The following is a 22,314-nucleotide window of genomic DNA, read 5'->3' as shown; positions in this document are numbered from 1 at the left end:
CCCGCAGCACTTCCGCTGGTGTTCCCGACAGGCCGGTATCCGGGCTCGCGAGGCCGGAATCCTCCGGCGCGCCGCCCCGCCTTCCCAGGCGATGAACCCAGTGGCTGTGTGGGGCGACTGCTCGCTTACCGTTGCGGGGGCAGCACAGGCCTTGCCGACTTGGAGCCGGACGCACCTGTTTCCCGTTTAACCGCGGCGAAGGATTCGCCTACGGCACCTGGCAAGGAAAAACCGTCGTCATTAGCAAGGGCGTGGCAGCCGGTTGCGGGGCGACGGCGAGGGCGGAGAATACCCCGCCGGAGGGGGCGGGAGCAAGGCGCGGGGCGGCGGCGCGAAGCCACAAAACACCTTCAAATCCGACGCTTACTCCTTGACCGGGAAGAGATTGCGCCTCTATAGTGCGCGCCATGGAGAACCACCTCGCCACCCTCGAAAGCAAGGTCGACCAAGTGGTCGGCCTGTGTCAGGCCCTGCGCGGCGAGAACGCCGCCCTCAAGGCGCAGCTGGCGGCGGCGGAAGCGCGCAACGCCGATCTGGCCGCCCGCATGGCGGCAGCCCGGACGCGGGTGGAAGGCCTGCTCGCCCGGGTGCCCGAGGACGGCAAGTAAGCCGCCGGCGGTGCCGGTGCGCGGGCCTTGCGGCGCGATCCGTGATCCGCTTGCGACAGCCGGGCTCCGAGCCGCTCTGCGCATTCCCGAATTTCCGTACTCCACCCTTCCCCCTCGAACTAGCCAGCAAAGGTCCATGACCATGAGCGCCGAGTCCAATTTCCTCGACGTGCAACTCCTCGGCCGGGAATACCGGGTCGCCTGCCCGCCCGACGAGCGGGAGGCCCTGCTCGCCGCCGTCGCCCTGGTGGACGAGCAGGTCAAGGAGATCACTGCCCGCAGCCGCTCCGGCGGCGCCGAGCGGGTGGCGGTGATGGCCGCCCTCAACCTGGCCCACGAACTGCTGTCCCTGCGCCGCCGCCCGAGCGCGCCGGAAGCGGCGCCCGGCGCGGTTTTCGCCGCGGTCGGCGAGGGGAGCGAAGGGGGTTTTGACACCCCTGACTTTCAGCGTAGAATCGGTGCCATGGAGGCCAAGCTGGACGAGGCGCTCCGGGGCAAGGCGGATTCTTCCGCCGATGCGGCACCGCCCCGGTCCGACTCCTTGTTCTAGTCCTCCGCCGGGTGTCCCCTGCGGTGCTCGTGACGGCCATAGATTCTCTGAACCAAGTATGGGCTTAGGTTGCCCATCCAGTGCCGGCAAAGTGCGCGTCCTTGCGACGTACCAGACGCCGGTCGGTAAGCGACCACTCTGAACCTCCGGGTTCGAGATGCCGGCCGAAACGACATCTGCGGGGGCCAGTAATACTGGACACGGCGCGTTGAAACGCTGCAAGGCGGCTTCACCGCGCCGTTTCCTTTTCTGGTGCCCCGGCGGGCGGCCGCTGTCTCCCCCGGGTGGGTCCGCCAGCGTTTCCGGCGGGGTCGGCCGGGTGGAAAAATAAGCATAAAACCAACGACTAACGTACCCCCAACCCAAAGGACCCGTCATGGACTGGTGGCTGTTGAGCTATCCCCTCCTCGGCATTTTTGCCGGCTTCATCGCCGGCCTGTTCGGCGTCGGCGGCGGCCTGACCCTGGTGCCGATCCTGTTCATGCTGTTCAAGGCCCAGGGCTTCCCGGCCGAGCACGTCATGCACCTGGCCCTGGGCACCTCCATGGCCACCATCGTGTTCACCTCGATCTCCAGCATGCGCGCCCACCACAAGCATGGGGCGGTGCGCTGGGACATCGTCGCCACCCTGGCCCCGGGCCTGGTGCTCGGCACCTTCGGCGGCTCCCTCTTGTCCGGCCTGGTGCCGACCCGGCCCCTGGTGATGGTGTTCACCGTGATCGTCTATTACGCCTCGGCCCAGATGATGCTGGACTTCAAACCGAAGCCCCACCGCCAGCTGCCCGGCCGTGTCGCTCTGTTTTTGGTGGGCACCGGCATCGGCATCGTCTCCAGCCTGGTGGCGGCCGGTGGCGGTTTCCTGTCGATTCCCTTCATGCTCTTCTGTAACGTGGCCATCCACCAGGCGGTGGGCACCTCGTCGGCCCTGGGCTTCCCCATCGCCCTGGCCGGCATGATCGGCTACATCCTGGCCGGCGGCGACGACCAGGGCCTGCCCAGCGGGCACCTGGGCTACATCTACCTGCCCGCCCTGGTCGGCATCGTCGCCATGAGCGTGCTGGTGGCGCCCCTGGGCGCCAAGCTGGCCCACAAGCTGCCGGTGAAGCAGTTGAAGCGCGCCTTCGGCGGCTTCCTCGCCCTGCTCGCCACCAAGATGCTGCACAGCCTGCTGACGAGCTGAACCCAGTTCCAGCCGGTTCGTCCGGCTATGCTTCCTGCGACGCCGCCCGCGTGCTGATCAGCGCCCGGGCGGCGTCGGCTTTTTCGGCCAGCCCGCGACTGAGGTGAAAGCAGAGGAAGAGGCGGGGATCGACCTCCTCCGCAGCGCAGGCGTCCGCCGCCACCAGGGCGGCCAGGGCTTCCAGGGCGATCAGGCGGGACTGCACCTCTTCGAGCAGGGCGGCTGCGCGGGTCAGGGTATCCCGGGAACCGTCGTTCCCCTCGCCGGCGCCGGCCATGGTCAGCCGCGCCAGGCCAGGTGGGCGCCCAGGCCGAGCAGGCCGATGAAGAAGCAGCGGCGGAAGACCCAGGGCGAGAGCCGGTGGCGCAGGCGCTGGCCAAGGGCCATGCCGGCCAGGGCCGGTGCCAGGCAGAACAGGGAGAGGCCGCCCACGCCGGGGCGCAGGGCGCCTTGGCCGAGCAGGCCGGCGGCCAGGGCGACGGTGGAGACGGTGAAGGCCAGGCCCAGGGCCTGCACCAGATCGTCCCGATCCAGGGCCAGGGCTTGCAGGAAGGGCACGGCGGGCAGGGCGAAGATGCCGGTGGCGGCGGTGCTCATGCCGGTCAGCAGGCCCATCAGGGGCGACAGCCAGGGTTCAAACCGGGCTGGCACCCGGGGCTGCCAGGCGCTCAGGCCGAGCAGGGCGTAGACCATCAGGGCGATCCCCAGGGGGCCGCTGGCCTGACCCGGGCCGTGGCCGGGCCCAAGGGCCGCCAGGCCGGTCATGCCGAGCCAGGTGCCCAGGCAGATGCCCGCCAGCATCGTCGCCAGCCGCCGCGCCAGGGCGCCGAGGCGCGGCCCCTGGGCGAGCTGCCAGAGGTTGGTCACCAGGGACGGCACCACCAGCAGGGCGGCGGCCTCCAGGGGCGTCATCACCAGCCCGAGCAGGGCCATGGCGACGGTGGGCAGGCCCAGGCCGATCACCCCCTTGACCAGTCCGGCGAGGAGGAAGGCCGTGGCGATGAGGGCCACGGAGGCGGCGAGGTGGGAGCCGGAGAGGGCGAGATCGAGGGTCATGGCCGGCAGTATGGCGGGGCGATGGGGGGCTGAAAATGTGGGATACACTGACCCAGCCTTCGGATTTTCCGAAGGCTGGGTCCGCCGCCGTCCAGCCGTCGCGCTCAAGGTCCGCGCCCCTTCTTGCGATCAGGGAGGCACCATGCGTTTCGATCTCACCGACCTTCGGATTTTCCTGAGTGTGGTGGAGGCCGGCAGCATCACCGCCGGAGCCGTCCGCAGCCACCTGTCGCTGGCCTCGGCCAGCGCCCGCATCCGGGGGCTGGAAACCCGCCTCGGCACGCCCCTGCTGGAGCGCACCCGGCGCGGCGCCGTCCCCACCGCCGCCGGCCTGGCCCTGGCCCACCACGCCCGGCTGATGGAGCGCCAGCTCGACCACCTGAGCGCCGAACTGGGGGAATTCGCCCGGGGGCTGAAGGGCCGGGTGCGGCTGTTGTGCAACACCGCCGCCCTGAGCGAATTCCTGCCCCAGGCCCTGGGGGACTTCCTCGCCGCCCACCCCTCCATCGACGTGGAGGCGGAGGAGCGCTCCAGCGCCGCCATCGTCGCCGCCCTGGCCGAGGGGCTGGCCGACCTGGGCATCGTCTCGGACGCAGTGGATACCGGCGATCTGGCCACCACCCCCATCCACGACGACCGGCTGGTGTTGGTGGCGCCGCTCGGGCACGCGCTTCTGGCGGCGGCGGCCGAACCGGCGGGGGGCGAATCCCCATCGTCGGCGCCGACGGAGATGCCCGATAGTGCCCCGGCCGCTCTCCTTTCCCCGCTGCCCTTTGCCGCCACCCTGGCCTGGGATTTCGTCGGCCTGGCCGGAGCCAGCGCCCTCCAGGACTATCTGGCGGACCATGCCCGGCGCGCCGGCCAGCATCTGTGCTACCGGGTGCGGGTGAGCGGCTTCGACGCCATCTGCCGGTTGGTGGCAGCCCGGGTGGGGGTCGCCGTGGTGCCCGAGAGCGCCGCCCGGCGCCACGCCGGAACCCTGGGCTGGCGCCCCCTGGGGGATGCCTGGGCGAGCCGCCGCCTGCTGCTCTGCCGCCGCCGCGACGCCGCCCTGCCGGCCTACGCGGCCCGTCTGGCCGAGGCGCTGGCGGGCCGTCCGCCGGCGTGAACGCGGTTCCGCCCGAGCCTTCTCCTCCCTTTTGCCTTCCCCGCCGTTCGCCGCCCTAAGCGCGGGGAACGGGTCAGCGCGGCCCATTCACGCCCTGTCCGGGCCAAAGCGGCCGTCCGCCTGGGCGCGCGCCCGCTGGCCCGGGCTTGCCTCTTTTGTTGTGCGGCGCAGCAAATTGCCGTTGGCGGCCATGCCGGCACCGCAGATGTTGCCCTAGTGCCTTGGTTTGCAGGTGTTTTGCGGCAAGAACAGATACTGCCAAAGCACACTGCGAACAAAATTTACAATAAGTAAAACGAATTACGATAAATGCTATTCGGCAATGGTTTTTGCCGTAGCTACCCGTTTAATTAGCCATTTCTAGTTTTTCCTGTTTGCGACATGGATTACAAAATCAATAATTATGTGTACACGTCAACTCTTCTATATGTTATAAGTGCGGCGCAGCAATAATTTTTCATATAAGTAACGAGGGAGAGACGTCATGACCGCCAAGGTCTACGAGCGTATCCGCAACAATCCGCAGTTCGTCCAGCTGGTGGCGCGGCGCAGCCGCTTCGCCTGGCTGCTGTCGGCACTGGTGTTCGTGCTGTTCTACGGCTTCATCATGCTGGTGGCCTTCGCTCCGGAACTGCTCGGTCAGCCCGTGGCCGCCGGTTCGGCGGTGACCGTAGGCATGGCCGGCGGCTTCACCATCTTCGTGCTGTTCTGGGTGCTCACCGCCGTCTACGTGAAGCGCGCCAACGGCGAGTTCGACGAAATGACCACGACCATCGTGCGTCAGGCCCAGGAGCTGTGACCATGACCCGACTCTTCGCCCGTCTCTCCTGTCTGTTCGCCGCGGCCCTGGCCAGCGGCCTGGCCGTGGCCGGTCCCGCCGTCGAGGCGGTGGCCGAGAAGCAGCCCCTCAACATCCACGCCATCGGCATGTTCTTCGTCTTCGTGCTGATGACCCTGGGCATCACCTACTGGGCGGCCAACCGCACCAAGTCGGCGGCCGACTTCTACACCGCCGGCGGCGGCATCACCGGCTTCCAGAACGGCCTGGCGATCGCCGGCGACTACATGTCCGCGGCCACCCTGCTCGGCCTGACCGCCATGGTCTACACCCAGGGCTTCGACGGCTACGTGTACATGACCGCGTTCTTCGTCGGCTGGCCCCTGATCCTGTTCCTGATGGCCGAGCGCCTGCGCAACCTGGGCCGCTTCACCTTCGCCGACATCACCTCGTACCGGCTCGACCAGGGCAAGGTGCGCACCATGGCCGCCGTGTCGTCCCTGATCGTGGTGTGCTTCTACCTGATCGCCCAGATGGTCGGCGCCGGCCAGCTGATCAAGCTGCTGTTCGGCCTGGACTACACCACCGCCGTGCTGGTGGTGGGCGCCCTGATGATGGTCTACGTCACCGTGGGCGGCATGATCGCCACCACCTGGGTGCAGATCATCAAGGCCTGCATGCTGCTCGCCGGCGGCACCCTGGTGATGCTGCTGGCCATGAACCACTTCGGCTTCTCCTACGAGAACCTGGTCAACAAGGCCATGGAAGTGCACAAGAACGGCACCCGCCTGATGTTCCCGGGCAGCCTGCTGGCCGATCCGGTCACCGCCATCTCGATGAGCCTGGGCCTGATGTTCGGCACCGCCGGCCTGCCCCACATCCTGATGCGCTTCTTCACCGTGACCGACGCCAAGGAAGCGCGCAAGTCGGTGCTCTACGCCTCCGGCTTCATCGCCTACTTCTTCAACGTGATCTTCCTGATGGGCATGACCGCCATCATCATCGTCGGCACCGATCCCCAGTTCTTCGAGGGCGGCAGCATCGGCGGCAAGATCGTCGGCGGCGGCAACATGATCGCCATGCACCTGGCCAAGGCCGTGGGCGGCAACCTGCTGCTCGGCTTCCTCGCCGCCGTGGCCTTCGCCACCATCCTGGCGGTGGTCTCGGGCCTGGCCCTGGCCGGCGCCTCGGCCATCTCCCACGACCTCTACGCCCGGGTGATCATGAAGGGCAAGGCCAGCGAGGCTTCCGAGATCCGCATCTCCAAGTTCGCCACCCTGGTGCTGGGCGTGATCGGCGTGACCCTGAGCATCCTGTTCGAAAAGCAGAACGTGGCCTTCATGGTCGGCCTGGCCTTCGGCATCGCCGCCTCGGCCAACTTCCCGGTGCTGATCCTCTCCATGTACTGGAAGGGCCTGACCACCCGGGGCGCCCTGCTCGGCGGCTACATCGGCCTGGCCACCGCCGTGGCCCTGGTGGTGCTGTCCAAGTCCGTGTGGGTGGCGGTGCTCGGCAACGCCGCGCCCCTCTTCCCCTACGATCAGCCGGCCCTGTTCTCCATGCCGGTGGCCTTCTTCTTCGCCTGGCTGGGTTCGGTCACCGATTCCAGCGTGCGCGCCAAGGAAGAGCAGGAACGCTTCGCCGACCAGTACGTCCGGGCCCAGACCGGCCTGGGCGCCGCCTCCGCGTCGAACCACTGACGCTCCGGCATCCTCAAACGTCAAGCATCGCGCAGCACGCAGCGCCCCGGGTTCGCCCGGGGCGTTTGCGTTGACGGGGCGCAAACCCCGGCGCCGCCGCCCTTGAAAGCAGACGCCGACCGGCATAGCCTCGATCCCATACCGTCAGCAAACAAGGGAGGCAACATGCAGATCAGGTTTCTCGGTGCGGCGGGGGAGGTGACCGGCTCCCAGCACCTTTGCGAAGGCACGGTGGCCGGCGAGGCGCGCCGCTTCCTGGTGGATTGCGGCCTGTTCCAGGGCGGCCGCGACGCCCGGGAAAAGAACGAGCGGCCCTTCACCTTCGACCCGGCCAGCCTCGATTTCGTCGTCCTCACCCACGCCCACCTGGACCACAGCGGCCTGCTGCCGCGGCTCTGCGCCGCCGGCTTTTCCGGGCCGATCTACACCACCCCGGCTACCCGGGAACTGCTCAAGATTCTGCTGCCCGACTCGGCCCACCTGCAGCAGGCCGACCGGGAACGGGCCGAGCGCCGCCAGGCCAAGGGGCGCTGGCGTGGCGAGCTGCCCGAGGTGCTGTACGGCCAGGAAGAGGTCCAGGCCTGCCTGGCCCAGGTGCGCACCTTCGACTATGGCCTCACCTTCCAGCCGGTGCCCGGCATCCTGATGCGCTTCCACGACGCCGGCCACATCCTCGGCTCGGCCATCGCCGCCATCGACGTGGCGGTGGATCAGGTAAGCCCGCCCAAGACCCGCCGCCTGGTGTTCTCCGGCGACCTGGGCCACGCCGGCTGTCCCCTTACTCCGCCGCCGGAACTGGTGGCCTCGGCCGACGTGCTGGTGATCGAATCCACCTACGGCGACCGCCTGCACAAGACCATGGACCAGACCCGGGACGAGCTGGTCGAGGTGGTCGGCCACACCCTACGTCACGGCGGCAACATCGTCATCCCCGCCTTCGCCGTGGGCCGCACCCAGGAGGTGCTGCTGCTGCTCGCCCAGCTGGTGCGGGAAAAGCGCCTGCCCCACCTCAACGTCTTCATCGATTCGCCCATGGCCACGGCGGTCACCCAGCTCACCGCCCACTTCCGCGACGCCCTGGAAGAGGACGCCCAGGAAATGCTCGCCTGGCACGAGGCCCACCCGGAGGCCCTGCGCCTCAAGCTGGTCAGCGACGTGGAGGAATCGAAGGCCCTCAACCAGATCCGCGGCGGCGCCATCATCGTTTCCGCCAGCGGCATGTGCGAAGGCGGCCGGGTGCTGCACCACCTGGTCAACAACCTGCCCTACCGGCAGAACGCGGTGATCATCACCGGCTTCCAGGCCCACGGCACCACCGGCCGGATGCTGGTGGAAAAGGCCCGCACCGTGCGCCTGTTCGGCCAGGAAGTGCCGGTCAACGCCTCGGTGCACACCCTGGGCGGCCTGTCCGCCCACGCCGACCAGGGCGGCCTGCTGGCCTGGCTCAAGGGCTTCGCCGCCGCGCCCGGCCAGGTGTTCGTGGTGCACGGCGAACCCGAGGCTTCGGCCCGGCTGGCCGAGGTGATGCACGAGCGGCTTGGCTGGAAGCACGTGGCCCTGCCCGAGCGGGGCGTGGCCTACCCCTGTTGACGGCGCCGGGCGGGGGCGGCCCTGGCCCCCGTTCCGCCCGGGGGTAAAATGGCCCGGTCCCCGCGCCGGGCCCGGCCGATGCCGCCGTGCCCGCGCTTCGCTCCCACGCCGCCCGGACCGACCGGGCGCGCCCCGCTTCAGGAATGCCCCCCATGCGTAGCGAAACCCCCGCCCCCATCCTGCTGGCCGACTACACTCCGCCGGCCTACCTGATCGACACCGTGCACCTGGACGTGGACCTGCGCGCCGACGGCACGGTGGTCACCGCCACCCTGGCCTGCGTGCGCAACGCAGGAACCGCCCCCGACGCTCCCCTGGTCCTCGACGGCGAGGAACTGGAAACCCTGGAGGTGGCCGTGGACGGTCAGGTGCTGCCGGCCGATGCCTACCAGCTCGGCGCCGAGACCCTGACCGTCGCCAACCTGCCGGCGCGCTTCACCCTGCGCACCCGGGTGCGCATCCAGCCCGACGCCAACACCCAGCTGTCCGGCTTCTACCGTTCCAAGGACGGCTACTTCACCCAGTGCGAGGCCCAGGGCTTCCGCCGCATCACCTGGTTCGCCGACCGCCCCGACGTGATGGCCCGCTTCACCGTCACCCTGCACGCCGACAAGGCCGCCTACCCGGTGCTGCTCGCCAACGGCAACCCGGTGGCCCAGGGCGACGAGGCCGACGGCCGCCACTACGCCACCTGGGAAGACCCGTTCAAGAAGCCCTGCTACCTGTTCGCCATGGTCGCCGCCAAGCTCGACGTGCTGCGCGACACCTTCGCCACCGCCTCCGGCCGCACCGTGCAGCTGGCCATCTACGTCGAGCCGGGCAAGCTCGACCAGTGCCCCCACGCCATGGAAGCGCTGAAGAAGTCGATGGCCTGGGACGAGCGCCGCTTCGGCCTGGAATGCGACCTGGACCACTACATGATCGTCGCCGTGGGCGATTTCAACATGGGGGCCATGGAGAACAAGGGCCTCAACATCTTCAACACCAAGTACGTGCTGGCCCGCCCCGACGTGGCCACCGACGTGGATTTCGAGAACATCGACCGGGTGGTGGCCCACGAGTACTTCCATAACTGGACCGGCAACCGGGTCACCTGCCGCGACTGGTTCCAGCTGTCCCTGAAAGAGGGCCTCACCGTCTTCCGCGACCAGGAATTCGGCGCTGACACTCACAACCGGGACGTGGCCCGCATCCGCGAAGTGCGCGGCCTGCGCGCCGCCCAGTTCCCCGAGGACGCCGGCCCCATGGCCCACCCGGTGCGCCCGGCCTCCTACATCGAGATCAACAACTTCTACACCGCCACCGTCTATGAAAAAGGCGCGGAAGTGGTTCGCATGATCCAGACCCTGATCGGCCGCGACGGCTTTCGCGCCGGCATGGACGAATACTTCCGCCGCCACGACGGCCAGGCGGTGACCTGCGACGACTTCGTCGCCGCCATGAGCGCCGCCTCCGGCTTCGACTTCACCCAGTTCATGCGCTGGTACCGGGAACCGGGCACCCCCCGGGTCACGGCTGCCTCCGCCTACGACGCCCAGGCCCGGCGCTACACCCTGACCTTTACCCAATCCAACCCCAAGGCCGGCGACAACGCGCCCTACCTGATCCCGATCCGGGTCGCCCTGTTCGACGCTCAAGGCCAGGAGCTGGAAGGCCACAGCCGCACCCTGCTGCTCACCGAAACCACCCAGACCTTCGCCTTCGAGAACGTGGCCAGCGCCCCGGTGCCGTCGCTGCTGCGCGACTTTTCCGCCCCGGTGCTGCTCGACTACCCCTACACCCCGGCCGAGCTGACCCTGCTGCTGGCAGCCGAGTCCGACCCCTTCAACGCCTGGGAAGCCGGCCAGCGCCTGGCCACCGGCCTCATCCTGGAGGCCACCGCCGCCATTGCCGCCGGCCGCGCGCCGGTGTGGCCGGAAAGCTTCACCGCCGCCGCCCGCACCCTGCTGGCCGGTTACGAAGCCCGGGGCGCCGCCTTCGTCGCCGAAGCCCTCACCCTGCCCGGCGAAGCCACCCTGGCCGAGCTACTCGACGAGGTGAATCCGGACGCCCTGCACGCCGCCCGCAACGGCCTGCGCCGCCACCTGGCCGAAGCCCTGCACGGCGAATTCGCCGCCGCCTACGCCGCCCTGGCCCCCCGTGGCCCCTACGCGCCGAGCGCCGACCAGGCCGGCCGCCGCGCCCTGCGCAACGTCTGCCTGGGCTACCTGCTCGAACTCGACGCGCCGGCCGAGCGCCAGCGCGCCCAGGACCAGTACGCCGGCGCCGACAACATGACCGACCAGTTCGCCGCCCTGGCGGCCCTGGCCAATGCCAACGCTGCCGCCGGCCCGGCCCGCGAGGCCGCCCTGGCCGACTTCTACCAGCGCTGGCAGGGCGAGGCCCTGGTCGTCGACAAGTGGCTGGCGGTGCAGGCCGGCAGCCGCCTGCCCGACACCTTGGCCACGGTGAAGCGCCTGACCGCCCATCCGGCCTTCGACCTGGGCAATCCGAACAAGGTGTACGCCCTGCTGCGCACCTTCGGCGCCAACCTGGTGCGCTTCCACGCCGCCGACGGCAGCGGCTACGCCTTCTTCGCCGAACAGATCAAGGCCCTGGACGCGCGCAATCCCCAGGTGGCCTCGCGCCTGGCCCGCTGCTTCGACCGCTGGAAGAAGTTCGACGCCGGCCGCCAGGCCCACGCCAAGGCCGCCCTGGAAAGCCTGCGCGACCACCCGGGCCTGTCCCGGGATGTGGGCGAGATCGTCATGCGCGCTCTGGGCTGAACGCAGCGATCAAACCGGCCCATTGCTGAACACAAGGCGGGGCGCGGCGTTCCACGGCATGGCCGTGAAGCGCCGCGCCCCGCCTTGTGTTTACGGACGCCTGTCTGGAGATGCCCTACTGGCGCGGGGTTTGACGGGGGAGGTCAATCGCCCCGGGCTGGCGGCACCAGCCGGGCCGCCAGCCCGGCGCAGGCCGCGCCGCACAGGTAGCCCGCCACCACGTCCGCCGGAAAATGGGCACCGACGCTGACGCGCGAGACGCCCACCCACAGGGCGCCCAGGGCCAGGGCGGCGCGCCAGGGGCGCGGGCAGGCCGGCCAGAACACCACGGCCACCAGCATGGCGAAGGTGGAATGGCCGCTGGGCAGGCTGTAGGGCTCGACGGTGGGGGCCAGCACCGCCACGCTGCCTGGGGGCAGGGCCGCCGCCGGGCGGGGCATGTCGAAGCCGTGCTTGGCGGCGCTGACCAGGATCAGGGCCAGGACGCTGGCCACGACGAAGACGCGCAGCAGCCGCGCCAGGGTGCGGGCCTCGGGCAATCGGGCCGTGAGCGTAGTTTGGGGCGCCAGGCGCCGGCAGGCCAGCAGCAGCGCCAGCCCGAGGGCGATCCAGCCCGCGTTCCAGGCGCTGCCCAGCCGGGTGCCGGCGAGCATCAGGGTGTCCAGCACCGGGCCGCGCAGGCCGTTGATGGTGGCGAACAGCTCCCGGTTGAGGCCGCCCCAGTCGTAGAGCAGGTGCATCAGCATCGTGCATTCCCGGCGGGGCGCGGCAGACCGGCGGCCATGGCTCAGGCCCCGTCCGGCTTGCGGTACAGGGCCACGTAGGCGATGGCGTTGCCGTGGCGCGCCGCCAGGACGAAGCCGGCCTCGGCCGCCAGCCGGTCCACGGTGCCGCGGCGCTGGAAGTGGGGGTCGAAGACCACCTCGGCCACGGCCAGCAGGCCCCCGGGCCGCAGGGCGGCGAAAATCTCCGCCAGGGCCCGTTCCCGCTGGGGGATTTCCCCCAGTACCGTCACCAGGGCCGCCCGGTGGAAACGGTTCCGTTCCAGCCGGCCCTCGCCCAGCCCGGCCTGCACGAAGGCCACGTTGCCAAGGCCGGCGGCCCGGGCCTTGGCCTCGGCCCGGGCGAGCATGCCGGCCTGGAGGTCCACGGCGGTCACCGATCCGGACGGGCCGACCCGCCGGGCCAGGGGCACGGTGACCCGCCCCGGCCCGCAGCCGGCGTCGAGCACCGCCATGCCCGGCTCCGGCGCCAGGCAGTCCACGATGAACGCCGCCCGATTGGTACGGGTGAATGGGTTGTCTAGCTCCACCAGCCAGCGCAGCCACACCGGGCAGGGCAGGGCATGGCGGCGCGAGGCGAGTCGCCAGAGCAGGGCGCCGGCCAGCAGCGTGGCCAGGGCGGCAGCGGCGAAGAGCGGGAGGCTGGCGGATTCCATGGTTCCGCCCTTACAGCAGCCGGGTGCCCAGGGGCACCGGCCGGTCCGGCACGCACAGGGCCACTTCGCCGTTTTCGTTGTGGAAGCCGGTGACCAGGCATTCGGACATGAGGGGGCCGATCTGCTTCTTGGGGAAGTTCACCACCGCCACCACCTGTTTGCCGACCAGGTCCTCGGGGCGGTACAGGTGGGTGATCTGGGCGCTGGATTTCTTCACCCCCAGTTCGGGGCCGAAATCCACTTGCAGCACGTAGGCCGGCTTGCGTGCCTCCTTGAACACCTCGGCGGCGACGACGCGGCCGACGCGCAATTCCACCTTGGTGAAGTCGTCCCAGCTGATTTCTTGCATGGCGTGGTTCTCGTGTTCTGCTCGAATGGTGGTTTCAGAAAGCGCCCAGGGCCGCCAGGAGAGCGGCGGACAGGTACAGGCCGACTCCGAAGGCCCCATGGGCGAGCAGGCTGCGCAGCCGGGCCACGCCGGGCCGGGGCGTCTTCGCCGCGGCGATGCCGGCGCCCATGCCCGGTTGCAGGATGAGGAAGGGGGCGGCCACGGTCACCAGCCCGGTGGCGAGGGCCGGGCCGAAGGTGGGGGCCCGGGCCCATTCCACCCCGCACACCGCCAGCAGCGCTCCGGCGAAGGCGACGCCGATGGCGTAGTGGGCGCCCCAGCCGATGGCCCGTTCTCCCGCCACCGGCGCGGATGCGGCGATGCCGGCATGGATCAGCCGTCCCTGGGGCAGGTGGCCGATCCAGCGCCCCACCAGGGCGTAATCCAGGGACGGAATGGCGAACAGGCGTTTCATCGCCCAGGCGTAGACGTCCATGACCGCCGTGGCGCCGATGCCGATGAGGAGGGAGGAAAGAAGCAACGTGGGCCAGTCGTGCATGGTCTGCTTTGCGTGGATACGTGGGGGCGCGGGTGGACCGTCCGCAGGGGGCGGGGCGTCGGCTGCGGCGCCCCGGGTCAGGCCGGGTCGGCGCTGTGGTAGGCCAGCCAGAAGGATTCCCGGCAGGCGTTCTCGAACACCTGCCGGGCCGGCCGGATCGGTGCGCCGGCGGCGCCGTGGTCGAGCACCTCGTAGGTGATCCAGCATTCGGCGCAGGCCAGGCCGTCGGGAAAATCGTCCTCTTCCACCGTGCGCCGGATCACCGCGCCGTCGGCGAAGCGGTAGGTGGTGACCTCGCGGCGCACCTCAATGCCCTGATCCTGCCAGGTGCTGTGTTCCACCGCCGCCTCGCACACGGCGTGGGGGCCGGGCCGGCGGAGGATGGCGCTGACGTAGGGGGCGAGGGTGACCGTGCTCACGGGATAAGGGGATTCAAGCCAGGGTGGGATTCTGGCCGGCAGCGCGGGCCGCGGCCAGTAACGGTTTGTGAGCGGTGGTGCGGGCGGCGCTCAAGGTCAGGGCTGCCAGCGGTACGGATAATCCATCTGCGCCGCGATCCGCGCCCGGGCGTCGTGGCCGGCCAGGCGCTCGACCAGGTGCAGGCCCAGGTCGATGGCCGAGGTGACGCCCCGGGCGGTGATTACGGCGCCGCTGTCCACCACCCGGGCGTCGGCCACCGTGGCGCAGTAGGGGGCCAGCTCGGCGAAGGCCGAGGGGTGGGTGGTGGCGGCCAGGCCGCGCAGGAAGCCTGCGGCGCCGAGCAGCAGGGCGCCGGTGCAGACCGAGATCTTGAGGGGCGCGTCCCGGGCGGTGCCGAGCCAATCCATGAATGCCCCATCGTGTTGCAACTGCCGGGTGCCGAAGCCGCCGGGGACGAACAGCAGGTCGTAGCCCGCCAGGGACTGGCCGACCCGGTCGGCCTCCAGGCGCAGGCCCCGGTCGTCGGTGACGGCGGGCGTCGTGGCGCAGACGTGCCAGTCCAGGTCCGCCATGAACTGCATCGTCTTCAGCCGGGTGAGGGGATCGTAGAAGCCGATGAAGTCCAGGCTGGTCATGCGGTCGAAGACGACCAGGGCGCATTTCATGAGCGGGAGCCTTTCCAGTAGGTGGTTCACGGGGCGGCCCGGGCCGCGAGCAGCACCAGGGCCAGGGCGATGGCGCCGGGGAGCGCCTGGACGAACAGGATCTTGCGGCTGGCCGTGGCGGCGCCGAACACGCCGGCGACGACGACGCAGCCCAGGAAGAAGGTCTTGACGGCCGTGCCTTCCGGCCCGAGCAGCAGGCCCCAGGCCAGGCCGGCGGCCAGGAAGCCGTTGTACAGGCCCTGGTTGGCGGCCAGCGCCTTCGAGGCGGCGGAAAATTCCGGCGTCAGGCCGAATGTCCGGCGGCCCCGGGGCGTGTCCCACAGGAACATTTCCAGCACCAGGAAGTAAAGGTGCAGCAGGGCGACGGCCGCCGTGGCGAGGGCTGCGAGGGTGTGCATGGTGCCGTTCTCCTGGGAGGGGCGATGCCGGGGCGGGCATCCCGCCCGTCATGGTAGCGCGGGCCTGGGCCCGGCGCCCGCCACCTGCCATCCGCCGCAGGATTTCCCGTTAGTCCGGTTTGACCTCGACGATGGCCTTCAACGTCAGCGGCACGCCGTTGCGCAGCGAGCTGACGCCGATCACCGAGCGCGCGTGGCCGCAGGCGGGGCCGAAGACCGCGGCGAGCAGGTCCGAGGCGCCATCCAGCACCTGGGCGTGTTCCTCGAACTCGGGCACCGCGTTGAGGGCGCCGTGCAGCTCCACGATCTGGGCGACCGCGTCCAGGGAGCCGAGCTTGCTCCGGATCACGGAGATCAGGTCCAGGCAGGCGGAGCGGGCCAGCCCGTAGCCCTCGGCAGCCGAATAGTCGCGCCCCAGCTTGCCTTTCGGCGGCGTGCCGTCGACCGGCAGGGGGGCTTTCCCGGAGATGAACAGCAGGTTCCCCGTGCGCACCGCCGTCGTGTAATTGCCCGCCGGGGGGCTCACCGGCGGCAGTACCAGGCCGAGATCCGCAAACCGTTGTTCTGCGCTCATCGCGGGGCTCCCATGGGTTGCCGGTTGGAGAGGGGTGAGGGGGGACTCAGAGGATGCCCAGAATGCCCAGGCATTCACGCCCCAGGCCGATGCGGGCCTTGAGGGCGCCGTCCAGGGCCGGCTTGGGGGGCATGTCGATGTTCAGGGCGAAGGCATACACCCGGCCGCCTTTTTCCACCCAGCCCACCCACCAGCCCAGGTCCGGGCGGGAGGCGTCGCTCCAGCCGGTCTTGGCGTGCAGGGACCAGCCCGGGCCGCTCTCCAGCAGGGTGATCTCGCGCACGTCGGCCTGGGCCTGCCGGGAAACGGGCAACTCGCCCCGGGCCAGCCGGGCCAGGAAGCGGGTCTGTTCCACGGCGCTGATGGTCAGGGTGCCGTCGACCCAGAAGCGGTCCACCGCGGTGCCGATCTCGCCGTTGCCGTAGCCCAGGGCCTTCACGCCGGCCTGCATGCGGGCCAGGCCGGTGCGCCGGGCCAGCTCCTGGTACACCGGGAAGTTGGACACCTTGATCGCCTCGCGCAGCCCCATGTCCTTTTCCCAGGCCTTGTTCCACTGGGGCTTGCCGCCGTAGGGCAGCGCCTGGTCCACGCTGGCAACGGTGCCGCTGTCCAGGCCGATCAGGCTGTTGGGAATCTTGAAGGTGGAGGCGGGAATGAAGCGGGTTTCGGCCCGGGCCCGGTCGTGGCCGATCAGCCGGTCGGCGGCCACGTCATAGACGACGAAGGTGCCGGCCAGGCCGGCCCGGGCGAAGGCCGCCGCCAGGCGCGGGTCGTCCTGCCAGTCGCTGGCGTGGAGTGGCAGGGCGAGCAGGGACAGGAGTAGGACGAAGAGTTTTTTCATGATGGGGGCGCCGCGCAGCGGACGCGGGGGAGGCGGAAGTGGGACGTGGACAGCAGGGGTGCGCAAAGCACCGTGGGCCGCCAGCCTACCGGGGCGGCCGCGCCGTTTCAATCGGCGGATATGCCGATGCCGGCAGGATGGGGAGCGGCGGGCCCGCCGCCGCCGGCGAAGCGCCAGGTGCCCTTGCCGGCCCGCTTGGCGGCGTACAGGGCGGCGTCGGCGGCCCGCAGCAGGGCGTCCGGGTGGGCGCCGTGGCCGGGGTAGAGGCTCACGCCGATGCTGACGCCGATCTGGATTGCGCTGCCCCCATCCATGTACAGGTCGAAGGGCGGTTCGAGCTGGCGCACCAGGCTGCCCGCCACCGCCGCGGCGACGCTCTCGTCCGGGAGGTCTTCCAGCACCACCACGAATTCGTCCCCGCCCAGGCGGGCGAGGGTGTCGGTGTCGCGCAGCCGGGCGCCGATGCGGCGGGCCACCCGCTTCAGCAGTTCGTCGCCGGTGGCGTGGCCCAGGGTGTCGTTCACCGGCTTGAAGCCGTCCAGGTCGAGGAACAGGACGGCGCACAGGGTGTCGTCGCGCCGCGCCCGCTCGATCGAATGGGCCAGGCGCGAATTGAGCAGCAGCCGGTTGGGCAGGCCGGTCAGGGGGTCGTGGTGGGCCAAAAATTCCAGGTGCGACTTGGCGTGCTGCATCCGGGTCAGGTCCACCCCCACGCCGATGTAATAGAGGGGTTGCCCGGAGCCGTCGCGGATGGCGCTGACGCTCAGCCATTCCTGGTACACGTCGCCGTTGCGCCGGCGGCTCCAGATCTCGCCTTGCCAGGCGCCGGCGGCACGGACGGCCTGCCACATTTCCCGGCAGGCGTCCTGATCCTCGCCGCCGCACTGGAACTGGCCCAGATGGTGGCCGATGACGTCTGCCGCGCTGTATTCGGTGATCCGGCTGAAGGCCGGGTTCACTGCCAGGATGTGGAAATCCAGGTCGGTGATGGCGATGCTTTCCTGGACGTTGCGGAACACCGCGTCGGCCAGTTCCAGCCGGGCATTGGCCGAGCGCAGTTCGGCGGTGCGTTCGGCCACCCGGCGGTCGAGCAGGTCGTTGGCGTCCACCAGGGCGGCATGGGCCCGGCGGCTGCCGGCGAAGTCGCGGCGGACCAGGACGATGGCCGTGGCGGCGATGCCGATCGACAGCAGGGCGCCGCCGGCCACCGCCATCAGGGCCCGCTGGCTGTCGCGGCCGGCGGCGCCGCGCCGGTCGGCCAGGGCGCGCTGCTCGGCGTCGAGCATGTCGCCGACGGCCTGGCGGATGGCGGGCGCCGCGCTGTCCGCCAGGGGCGCCCAGCGGCCCGCCGGGCCCAGGTCGGGTGCCGGGGCCGTGGTGTGTGCACCGAGCAGGGCGGCGACCTTCGCCAAGCGCCCGCCCTGGGCCGATTCGTCGGGCGCCAGTTCGGCGAGGCGGTGGAAGGTCCGTTCCAGGATGCGTTCCGGCCGCCGTTCGGGGTCCGGCGCCGCGTCCCCGGCCAAGGCGCGGGCCAGGCCGGCGCTGGCGGCCTCGTCCAGGGCTGCAAGCATGTTCCGCAGCAGGGCGATCCGCTCATGGCTGCGAGCGGCGTGGCGGGCATCGTCCTCCAGGCGGGAGATGCTGTGGAAGGACAGGGCCGCCACCAGGGCGATGAGGGCGGCCACCAGGTAGAGGCAGCGGATGAACAGGCGCTCGTCGGCGTGGGGGTGCGTCTTGGGCGGCGGGGGCGGAGGCTGGGTGGGGGGAATGGAGGAGAACATCGGGGAGAACATCGCGTCGGTCGGTCGTGCGGCAATGTCGCCTGAATAAGGTAGCGGCCGTGGCCGCCGCTGTATTCAAGATTGGTGCGCGTTTTTCAACATTCGTAAAAGCGCGTGGGCCGGGGGCATTGGCCGCACCTCAACCGGACGGCCGGGCGGCCCGGCGATGCCGCTTGGCATCAGCCGATCATGCGTCGGTAGGTTGCCGGCGAGGTGCCGACCAGGCGCTTGAAGGTGGAGCTGAAATGGGTCTGGCTGGAGAAGCCGCAGATGGCGGCGATGTCGGCCAGGGGCAGCAGTCCTTCGACCAGGAGTTGCCGGGCCCGGCGCACCCGGGTTTCGATCACGTACTGGTGGGGCGTCATGCGAGTCGACACCTTGAAGCGGCGGATGAACTGCACCCGGCTCAGGCCGGCCAGGGCGGACAGGGCGTTGATGGTGATGTTGTGGCCCAGGTTGTCCTCGATGCATTCGAGCACCAGGCGCAACTGGCGCGAACTCAGGCCGTGCCCCTTCCATTGCCGCCGGTGCGGCTTGAGGGCAGGGGCCTGAGGCGAGCGTTGCAGCACGTGGGCGGCCAGGGCCCGGGACAGGTAGCCCATCTTCAGGCCGGCGCCCTGGACGGATTCGTACAGGCCGTGCTTGACCGCCCGCAGGAGCTGCAGCAGGCCCGGATCGTCCAGGGCGAAGCCGCCCAGGCTCGCCGGTTCGGGGGGCGGTCCGGCGAACAGCTGGCTGGCCACTTCGAACAGCACGTCCTCGCGCAGGAACACGTGCAGCACCAGGGTGGGGGCGCCGATCACGTCCAGCACCGAATCCCCGGGCGGGGTGACCGTCACCCGGCCGGCCGGGCCGGAGCCCCGGTATTCCAGGTCGCCGATGAGCCGGTGCAGGGACCATTCGCGCAGGGCGGCGGCGAACCACAGGGCCGGGACCGCCCGGCGCACCGCCACGTGGGGGCGTTCCTCGGCGACCACGGCGTACAGGTCGGTCCAGCCCAGCCCCTCGCTGTCCTTGACGACGGTAACGGCGTCGCCGGCCTCGAAGCAGGTCTGTTCGCGGCTGTATTCGTCCGGATGGGACAAGGGAGCAAGGGAAATTTCCGGGAGCGGAACATGGAAACGCGCATCCGCCATCGATCGACCACCTGAAAGTGCAACGCCGAGTGCTACGGCCAGCAAATCTCCCGGAGCCGCGGCGCCAGCGCTTCAGCGGGCGCTCACGGCCGCCCGGGGAATGCGTTCATGGTGCCGGCAGTCGCCCGGCATATCTTCAAGATTGGTGCCGAAGTTTCCAGGTTCGTATCAAAATCGCCGTGAAAAAATGCCGCCCGACAAAAAAGGCACGGAACGATCCGTGCCTTTTTTGTCGGTTGGGGCGTCGCGGGGACCCGTCAGCCCGGCCGCGCCCCGGCCAGGCGGGCGACGCCGTGGCGCAGCACGCCCCAGCCCAGGGCCAGGGCGAAGGCGGCGGCCAGGCCCCACTTGATCAGGGAACAGGTGCCGGACAGGGTCACCAGCCCGCCGCCGGCCCCGGGCGCCAGGGCGAGCAGATGCAGGTGCAGGGCGTTTTCGGCCAGGTCACACAGCCCGGCCACGGGCAGGGCCCCGCGGGCGGCGCGGCCCAGGGCCGGTGTACGCCCGGGCAGCAGGGCGGTGCGGGTGGCCGTCAGGTAGCCGAAGGCACCGTAGAGGAAGGGGTGGAGGAAGTCGTAGGGGAAATGGGCCCGGTAGGCCGCCACCCCGGCCGGTCCCCAGGCCTCGATCACCCGCCAGAAGGCGTCGGGGGTGAAGGCCAGTTGCAGGGCGAAGAGGCTGGGGTTAAGGGGCGCCAGCAGGCGGGCCAGGTTGGCCTGGGAGACGGCGAAGACCAGGGCGGCGGCCCAGACCGGCAGCAGGGAGGATCGGGCGGAGGCGTTCTGCGGCATGGGCGTGGTGCGGTCAGGCGGTGGCGGCCGGGGTCTTGTCCTTGGGCACCCGCCACAGGTACCAGGCGGCGATGGTGCGGTAGGGGCGCAGGGCGTCGCCGGCGGCGGCCAGTTCGCGCCGCCCCGGGGCGGCGGGCAGGGACTTGAGGCGCCGGTAGCCGTCGCGCACGCCGAAGTCGTCCACCGGCAGGATGTCGAGCCGCTCCAGGGTGTAGATCAGGAACATTTCCACGGTCCAGCGGCCGATGCCGGGCAGGGCGGTGAGGCGCGCCACCAGGGCGTCGTCCTCCAGGGCCAGGGCTTCTTCCCGGCCGGGCACCAGCCCGCTGGCGGCGCCGGCGGCGAGGGCCTGGATGGTGGCGACCTTGCGCGTGGAGAAGCCGCAGGCCCGCAGCGCCTCGGGGGCGGTGGCCAGGATCTGCTGGGGCGTGGGGAAGGGCGCCTCCGGAAAGAGGGCGAGGAAGCGGGCGACCATGGCGTCCGCCGCGCGCACGTGCAGCTGCTGGTAGGCCACGGCGCGGATCAGGGCTTCGTAGGGCTCCCGGGCCGGTTTGGGGGCGTGGGTGCAGGGACCCACCGTGGCCACCAGCCAGGCCCAGTCCGCATCCACGCCGGCCAGGTGGGCGCTGGCATCCCGGTAGGGGGCAGGGTTTTCAGGGGCGATGGGGGGCATGAAGGGCAAGGGCGGCGACGGGGAGCGCCAAGCCTATCAGGCATGGGGCGCGGCGGCGCTCCGTTTCTTGCGCTGCCGTGCCGGACGCAGGGTTGCGCCGGTGCGATTCCGGCGGGGCGGCGTGGGAAAATTCGAAAGCAAGCAGTGGAGTGCGGCATCGGGCCGGGCCGGCTACAGTGCGCTCATCCCCTGCCAGAAAACCAGGTGCCATCGTGAAAACCGCTGTCTCCACCCCTCCCTCTATTCCTCCTTCCGCCGACCGGTTGGACCAGGCTGACGCCAAGGCTCCGGCCCGGGAAACAGCCCAGGAACGGACCGACGATCCCCGCTGGGCCGCCCTCGCCGCCCGGGACGCTCGGGCCGATGGCAGCTTCTACTACGGGGTGACCACCACCGGGGTGTATTGCCGCCCGTCCTGCGGCGCCCGGACGCCCTTGCCGGCGCACGTGCGCTTTTTCGCCGACCGGGCTGGCGCCGAGGCGGCAGGGTTCCGCCCCTGCAAGCGCTGCCGGCCGGACCTGCCGCCCCCCGCCGAGCGCCACGCCGCCACGGTGGCCGACGCCTGCCGCCGGATCGCCGCCGCCGACGGGGTGCCCCGGCTGGCGGACCTGGCGGCCGGGGCGGGGATGAGCCCCTACCACTTCCACCGCATCTTCAAGGCCGTCACCGGGCTGACCCCGCACCAGTACGCCGCGGCGGATCGGGCGGCGCGGTTGCGCCAGGCCCTGGCCGGAGGGGGCGGCGTTACCGAGGCGATCTACGCCGCCGGCTTCAACGCCAGCAGCCGGGTCTACGAGAATCCGGCGGCGCTGCTGGGCATGGCACCGGGCCGCTACCGGGACGGGGGCGCCGGCGAGACGATCCGTTTCGCCATCGGCCAGTGCTCCCTGGGGGCGATCCTGGTGGCGCGCAGCGGGCGCGGGGTGTGCGCCATCCTGCTCGGCGACGACCCCCAGGCTCTGGCGCGGGATCTCCAGGACCGCTTCCCCCGGGCCGAGCTGGTGGGCGGCGACGCCGGGTTCGAGGACTGGGTGGCCCGGGTGGTGGGCTTCGTGGATGCGCCCCGGCTGGGCCTGGACCTGCCCCTGGACCTGCGCGGCACCGCCTTCCAGCAACGGGTCTGGCAGACCCTGCGCGCCATTCCGCCGGGGCAGACCGCCACTTACACCGAGATCGCCGAACGCATCGGCGCCCCCCGGGCGGTGCGCGCCGTGGCCCAGGCCTGCGCCGCCAACCCCCTGGCGGTGGCCATTCCCTGTCACCGGGTGGTGCGCAGCGACGGCGGCCTGGCCGGCTACCGCTGGGGTGTGGAGCGTAAGCGCAGCCTGCTCGACCGGGAGTCGGAGGAATGAGCGTTCCCGTCGGGCGGTTCATG

At 70.7% G+C, this 22,314-nt stretch carries 24 protein-coding genes, 1 other RNA gene and 1 riboswitch; of the genes, 10 read left to right on the top strand and 15 right to left on the bottom strand.

Annotated features, from left to right (window positions below; translation table 11 throughout):
* Positions 1-12 precede the first annotated feature (12 nt).
* Positions 13-236, bottom strand: a riboswitch (cobalamin riboswitch).
* Positions 237-407: 171 nt separating this feature from the next.
* The 4 genes from LWW89_RS07190 (at position 408) to LWW89_RS07175 (ending at position 2,338) form a co-directional block, all read left to right on the top strand.
* Positions 408-608 (top strand): hypothetical protein, encoded by a 201-nt coding sequence (locus tag LWW89_RS07190; protein ID WP_293263228.1) that lies wholly within the window; start codon positions 408-410, stop codon positions 606-608.
* Between the two features lie 136 nt (positions 609-744).
* A complete protein-coding gene (locus LWW89_RS07185) occupies positions 745-1,158 on the top strand; it encodes a cell division protein ZapA (RefSeq protein ID WP_334157033.1) in 414 nt (137 codons plus the stop codon).
* A gap of 12 nt (positions 1,159-1,170) precedes the next feature.
* A non-coding RNA gene (gene ssrS, locus LWW89_RS07180) (6S RNA) lies at positions 1,171-1,347 on the top strand.
* A gap of 187 nt (positions 1,348-1,534) precedes the next feature.
* Entirely contained in the window at positions 1,535-2,338 is an 804-nt protein-coding gene (locus LWW89_RS07175) for a sulfite exporter TauE/SafE family protein (protein WP_293263226.1), read from the top strand.
* A gap of 25 nt (positions 2,339-2,363) precedes the next feature.
* Here the strand turns inward: LWW89_RS07175 and LWW89_RS07170 are convergent, their stop codons facing one another.
* Together LWW89_RS07170 and LWW89_RS07165 are read right to left on the bottom strand one after the other, a co-directional pair.
* Positions 2,364-2,615, bottom strand: coding sequence for a hypothetical protein (locus tag LWW89_RS07170; protein WP_293263224.1), 252 nt, complete (start codon positions 2,613-2,615; stop codon positions 2,364-2,366).
* Between the two features lie 2 nt (positions 2,616-2,617).
* Positions 2,618-3,394 (bottom strand): sulfite exporter TauE/SafE family protein, encoded by a 777-nt coding sequence (locus LWW89_RS07165; RefSeq protein ID WP_293263222.1) that lies wholly within the window; start codon positions 3,392-3,394, stop codon positions 2,618-2,620.
* Between the two features lie 142 nt (positions 3,395-3,536).
* Here LWW89_RS07165 and LWW89_RS07160 point away from each other — a divergent pair, with 142 nt between their 5' ends.
* From LWW89_RS07160 to pepN, 5 genes are all read left to right on the top strand, one after another.
* Positions 3,537-4,502: a LysR family transcriptional regulator gene (locus tag LWW89_RS07160; protein ID WP_293263220.1), complete on the top strand. Its 966-nt coding sequence runs from the start codon at positions 3,537-3,539 to the stop codon at positions 4,500-4,502.
* 484 nt (positions 4,503-4,986) lie between these two features.
* The gene (locus LWW89_RS07155; RefSeq protein WP_293263218.1) at positions 4,987-5,301 is read left to right on the top strand and encodes a DUF485 domain-containing protein; all 315 of its coding nucleotides are present in this window, start codon (positions 4,987-4,989) and stop codon (positions 5,299-5,301) included.
* Positions 5,302-5,303: 2 nt separating this feature from the next.
* On the top strand, positions 5,304-6,980 hold the full coding sequence (locus LWW89_RS07150) for a cation acetate symporter (protein ID WP_293263216.1): 1,677 nt from the start codon (positions 5,304-5,306) through the stop codon (positions 6,978-6,980).
* 165 nt (positions 6,981-7,145) lie between these two features.
* Positions 7,146-8,570 carry an MBL fold metallo-hydrolase gene (locus LWW89_RS07145; protein ID WP_293263214.1) on the top strand — a complete coding sequence of 475 codons (1,425 nt, stop codon included), beginning with the start codon at positions 7,146-7,148 and terminating at the stop codon, positions 8,568-8,570.
* 152 nt (positions 8,571-8,722) lie between these two features.
* Entirely contained in the window at positions 8,723-11,335 is a 2,613-nt protein-coding gene (pepN, locus tag LWW89_RS07140) for an aminopeptidase N (RefSeq protein WP_293263212.1), read from the top strand.
* A gap of 143 nt (positions 11,336-11,478) precedes the next feature.
* On the opposite strand, the gene LWW89_RS07135 is transcribed toward pepN, so the two are convergent.
* From LWW89_RS07135 to LWW89_RS07075, 13 genes are all read right to left on the bottom strand, one after another.
* Positions 11,479-12,081, bottom strand: coding sequence for a phosphatase PAP2 family protein (locus LWW89_RS07135; RefSeq protein ID WP_293263210.1), 603 nt, complete (start codon positions 12,079-12,081; stop codon positions 11,479-11,481).
* Between the two features lie 41 nt (positions 12,082-12,122).
* Positions 12,123-12,773 (bottom strand): methyltransferase domain-containing protein, encoded by a 651-nt coding sequence (locus tag LWW89_RS07130; RefSeq protein ID WP_293263208.1) that lies wholly within the window; start codon positions 12,771-12,773, stop codon positions 12,123-12,125.
* 10 nt (positions 12,774-12,783) lie between these two features.
* Positions 12,784-13,122, bottom strand: a complete 339-nt coding sequence (locus tag LWW89_RS07125; RefSeq protein WP_293263206.1) for a tRNA-binding protein — start codon at positions 13,120-13,122, stop codon at positions 12,784-12,786.
* A 34-nt stretch (positions 13,123-13,156) separates the two neighbouring features.
* Positions 13,157-13,660, bottom strand: coding sequence for a DUF2938 domain-containing protein (locus LWW89_RS07120; RefSeq protein ID WP_293263204.1), 504 nt, complete (start codon positions 13,658-13,660; stop codon positions 13,157-13,159).
* A 77-nt stretch (positions 13,661-13,737) separates the two neighbouring features.
* Positions 13,738-14,079, bottom strand: coding sequence for a hypothetical protein (locus LWW89_RS07115; protein ID WP_293263202.1), 342 nt, complete (start codon positions 14,077-14,079; stop codon positions 13,738-13,740).
* Between the two features lie 96 nt (positions 14,080-14,175).
* Positions 14,176-14,745, bottom strand: coding sequence for a DJ-1/PfpI family protein (locus tag LWW89_RS07110; RefSeq protein WP_293263200.1), 570 nt, complete (start codon positions 14,743-14,745; stop codon positions 14,176-14,178).
* A 26-nt stretch (positions 14,746-14,771) separates the two neighbouring features.
* Positions 14,772-15,143, bottom strand: a complete 372-nt coding sequence (locus LWW89_RS07105) for a DUF1304 domain-containing protein (protein ID WP_293263198.1) — start codon at positions 15,141-15,143, stop codon at positions 14,772-14,774.
* A gap of 109 nt (positions 15,144-15,252) precedes the next feature.
* Positions 15,253-15,717, bottom strand: coding sequence for a RidA family protein (locus tag LWW89_RS07100; RefSeq protein ID WP_293263196.1), 465 nt, complete (start codon positions 15,715-15,717; stop codon positions 15,253-15,255).
* Positions 15,718-15,763: 46 nt separating this feature from the next.
* Positions 15,764-16,558, bottom strand: a complete 795-nt coding sequence (blaOXA, locus tag LWW89_RS07095) for a class D beta-lactamase (RefSeq protein ID WP_293263194.1) — start codon at positions 16,556-16,558, stop codon at positions 15,764-15,766.
* Positions 16,559-16,665: 107 nt separating this feature from the next.
* Complete coding sequence (locus LWW89_RS07090) at positions 16,666-18,351, bottom strand: diguanylate cyclase (RefSeq protein ID WP_293263192.1); 1,686 nt, start codon at positions 18,349-18,351, stop codon at positions 16,666-16,668.
* 167 nt (positions 18,352-18,518) lie between these two features.
* Positions 18,519-19,424, bottom strand: coding sequence for an AraC family transcriptional regulator (locus tag LWW89_RS07085; RefSeq protein ID WP_293263190.1), 906 nt, complete (start codon positions 19,422-19,424; stop codon positions 18,519-18,521).
* Between the two features lie 308 nt (positions 19,425-19,732).
* Positions 19,733-20,266, bottom strand: coding sequence for a hypothetical protein (locus LWW89_RS07080; RefSeq protein ID WP_293263188.1), 534 nt, complete (start codon positions 20,264-20,266; stop codon positions 19,733-19,735).
* A 13-nt stretch (positions 20,267-20,279) separates the two neighbouring features.
* On the bottom strand, positions 20,280-20,939 hold the full coding sequence (locus LWW89_RS07075; protein WP_293263186.1) for a DNA-3-methyladenine glycosylase 2 family protein: 660 nt from the start codon (positions 20,937-20,939) through the stop codon (positions 20,280-20,282).
* Between the two features lie 212 nt (positions 20,940-21,151).
* On the opposite strand from LWW89_RS07075, the gene ada reads away from it, so the two are divergent.
* Entirely contained in the window at positions 21,152-22,291 is a 1,140-nt protein-coding gene (ada, locus tag LWW89_RS07070) for a bifunctional DNA-binding transcriptional regulator/O6-methylguanine-DNA methyltransferase Ada (protein ID WP_365781145.1), read from the top strand.
* Positions 22,292-22,314 lie beyond the last annotated feature (23 nt).

It is taken from the genome of Oryzomicrobium sp., assembly GCF_021287045.1.
Lineage (GTDB): Bacteria > Pseudomonadota > Gammaproteobacteria > Burkholderiales > Rhodocyclaceae > Oryzomicrobium.
The sequence above is the reverse complement of the archived record's forward strand: the minus strand, read 5'-3'. Positions and strand labels throughout refer to the sequence as shown.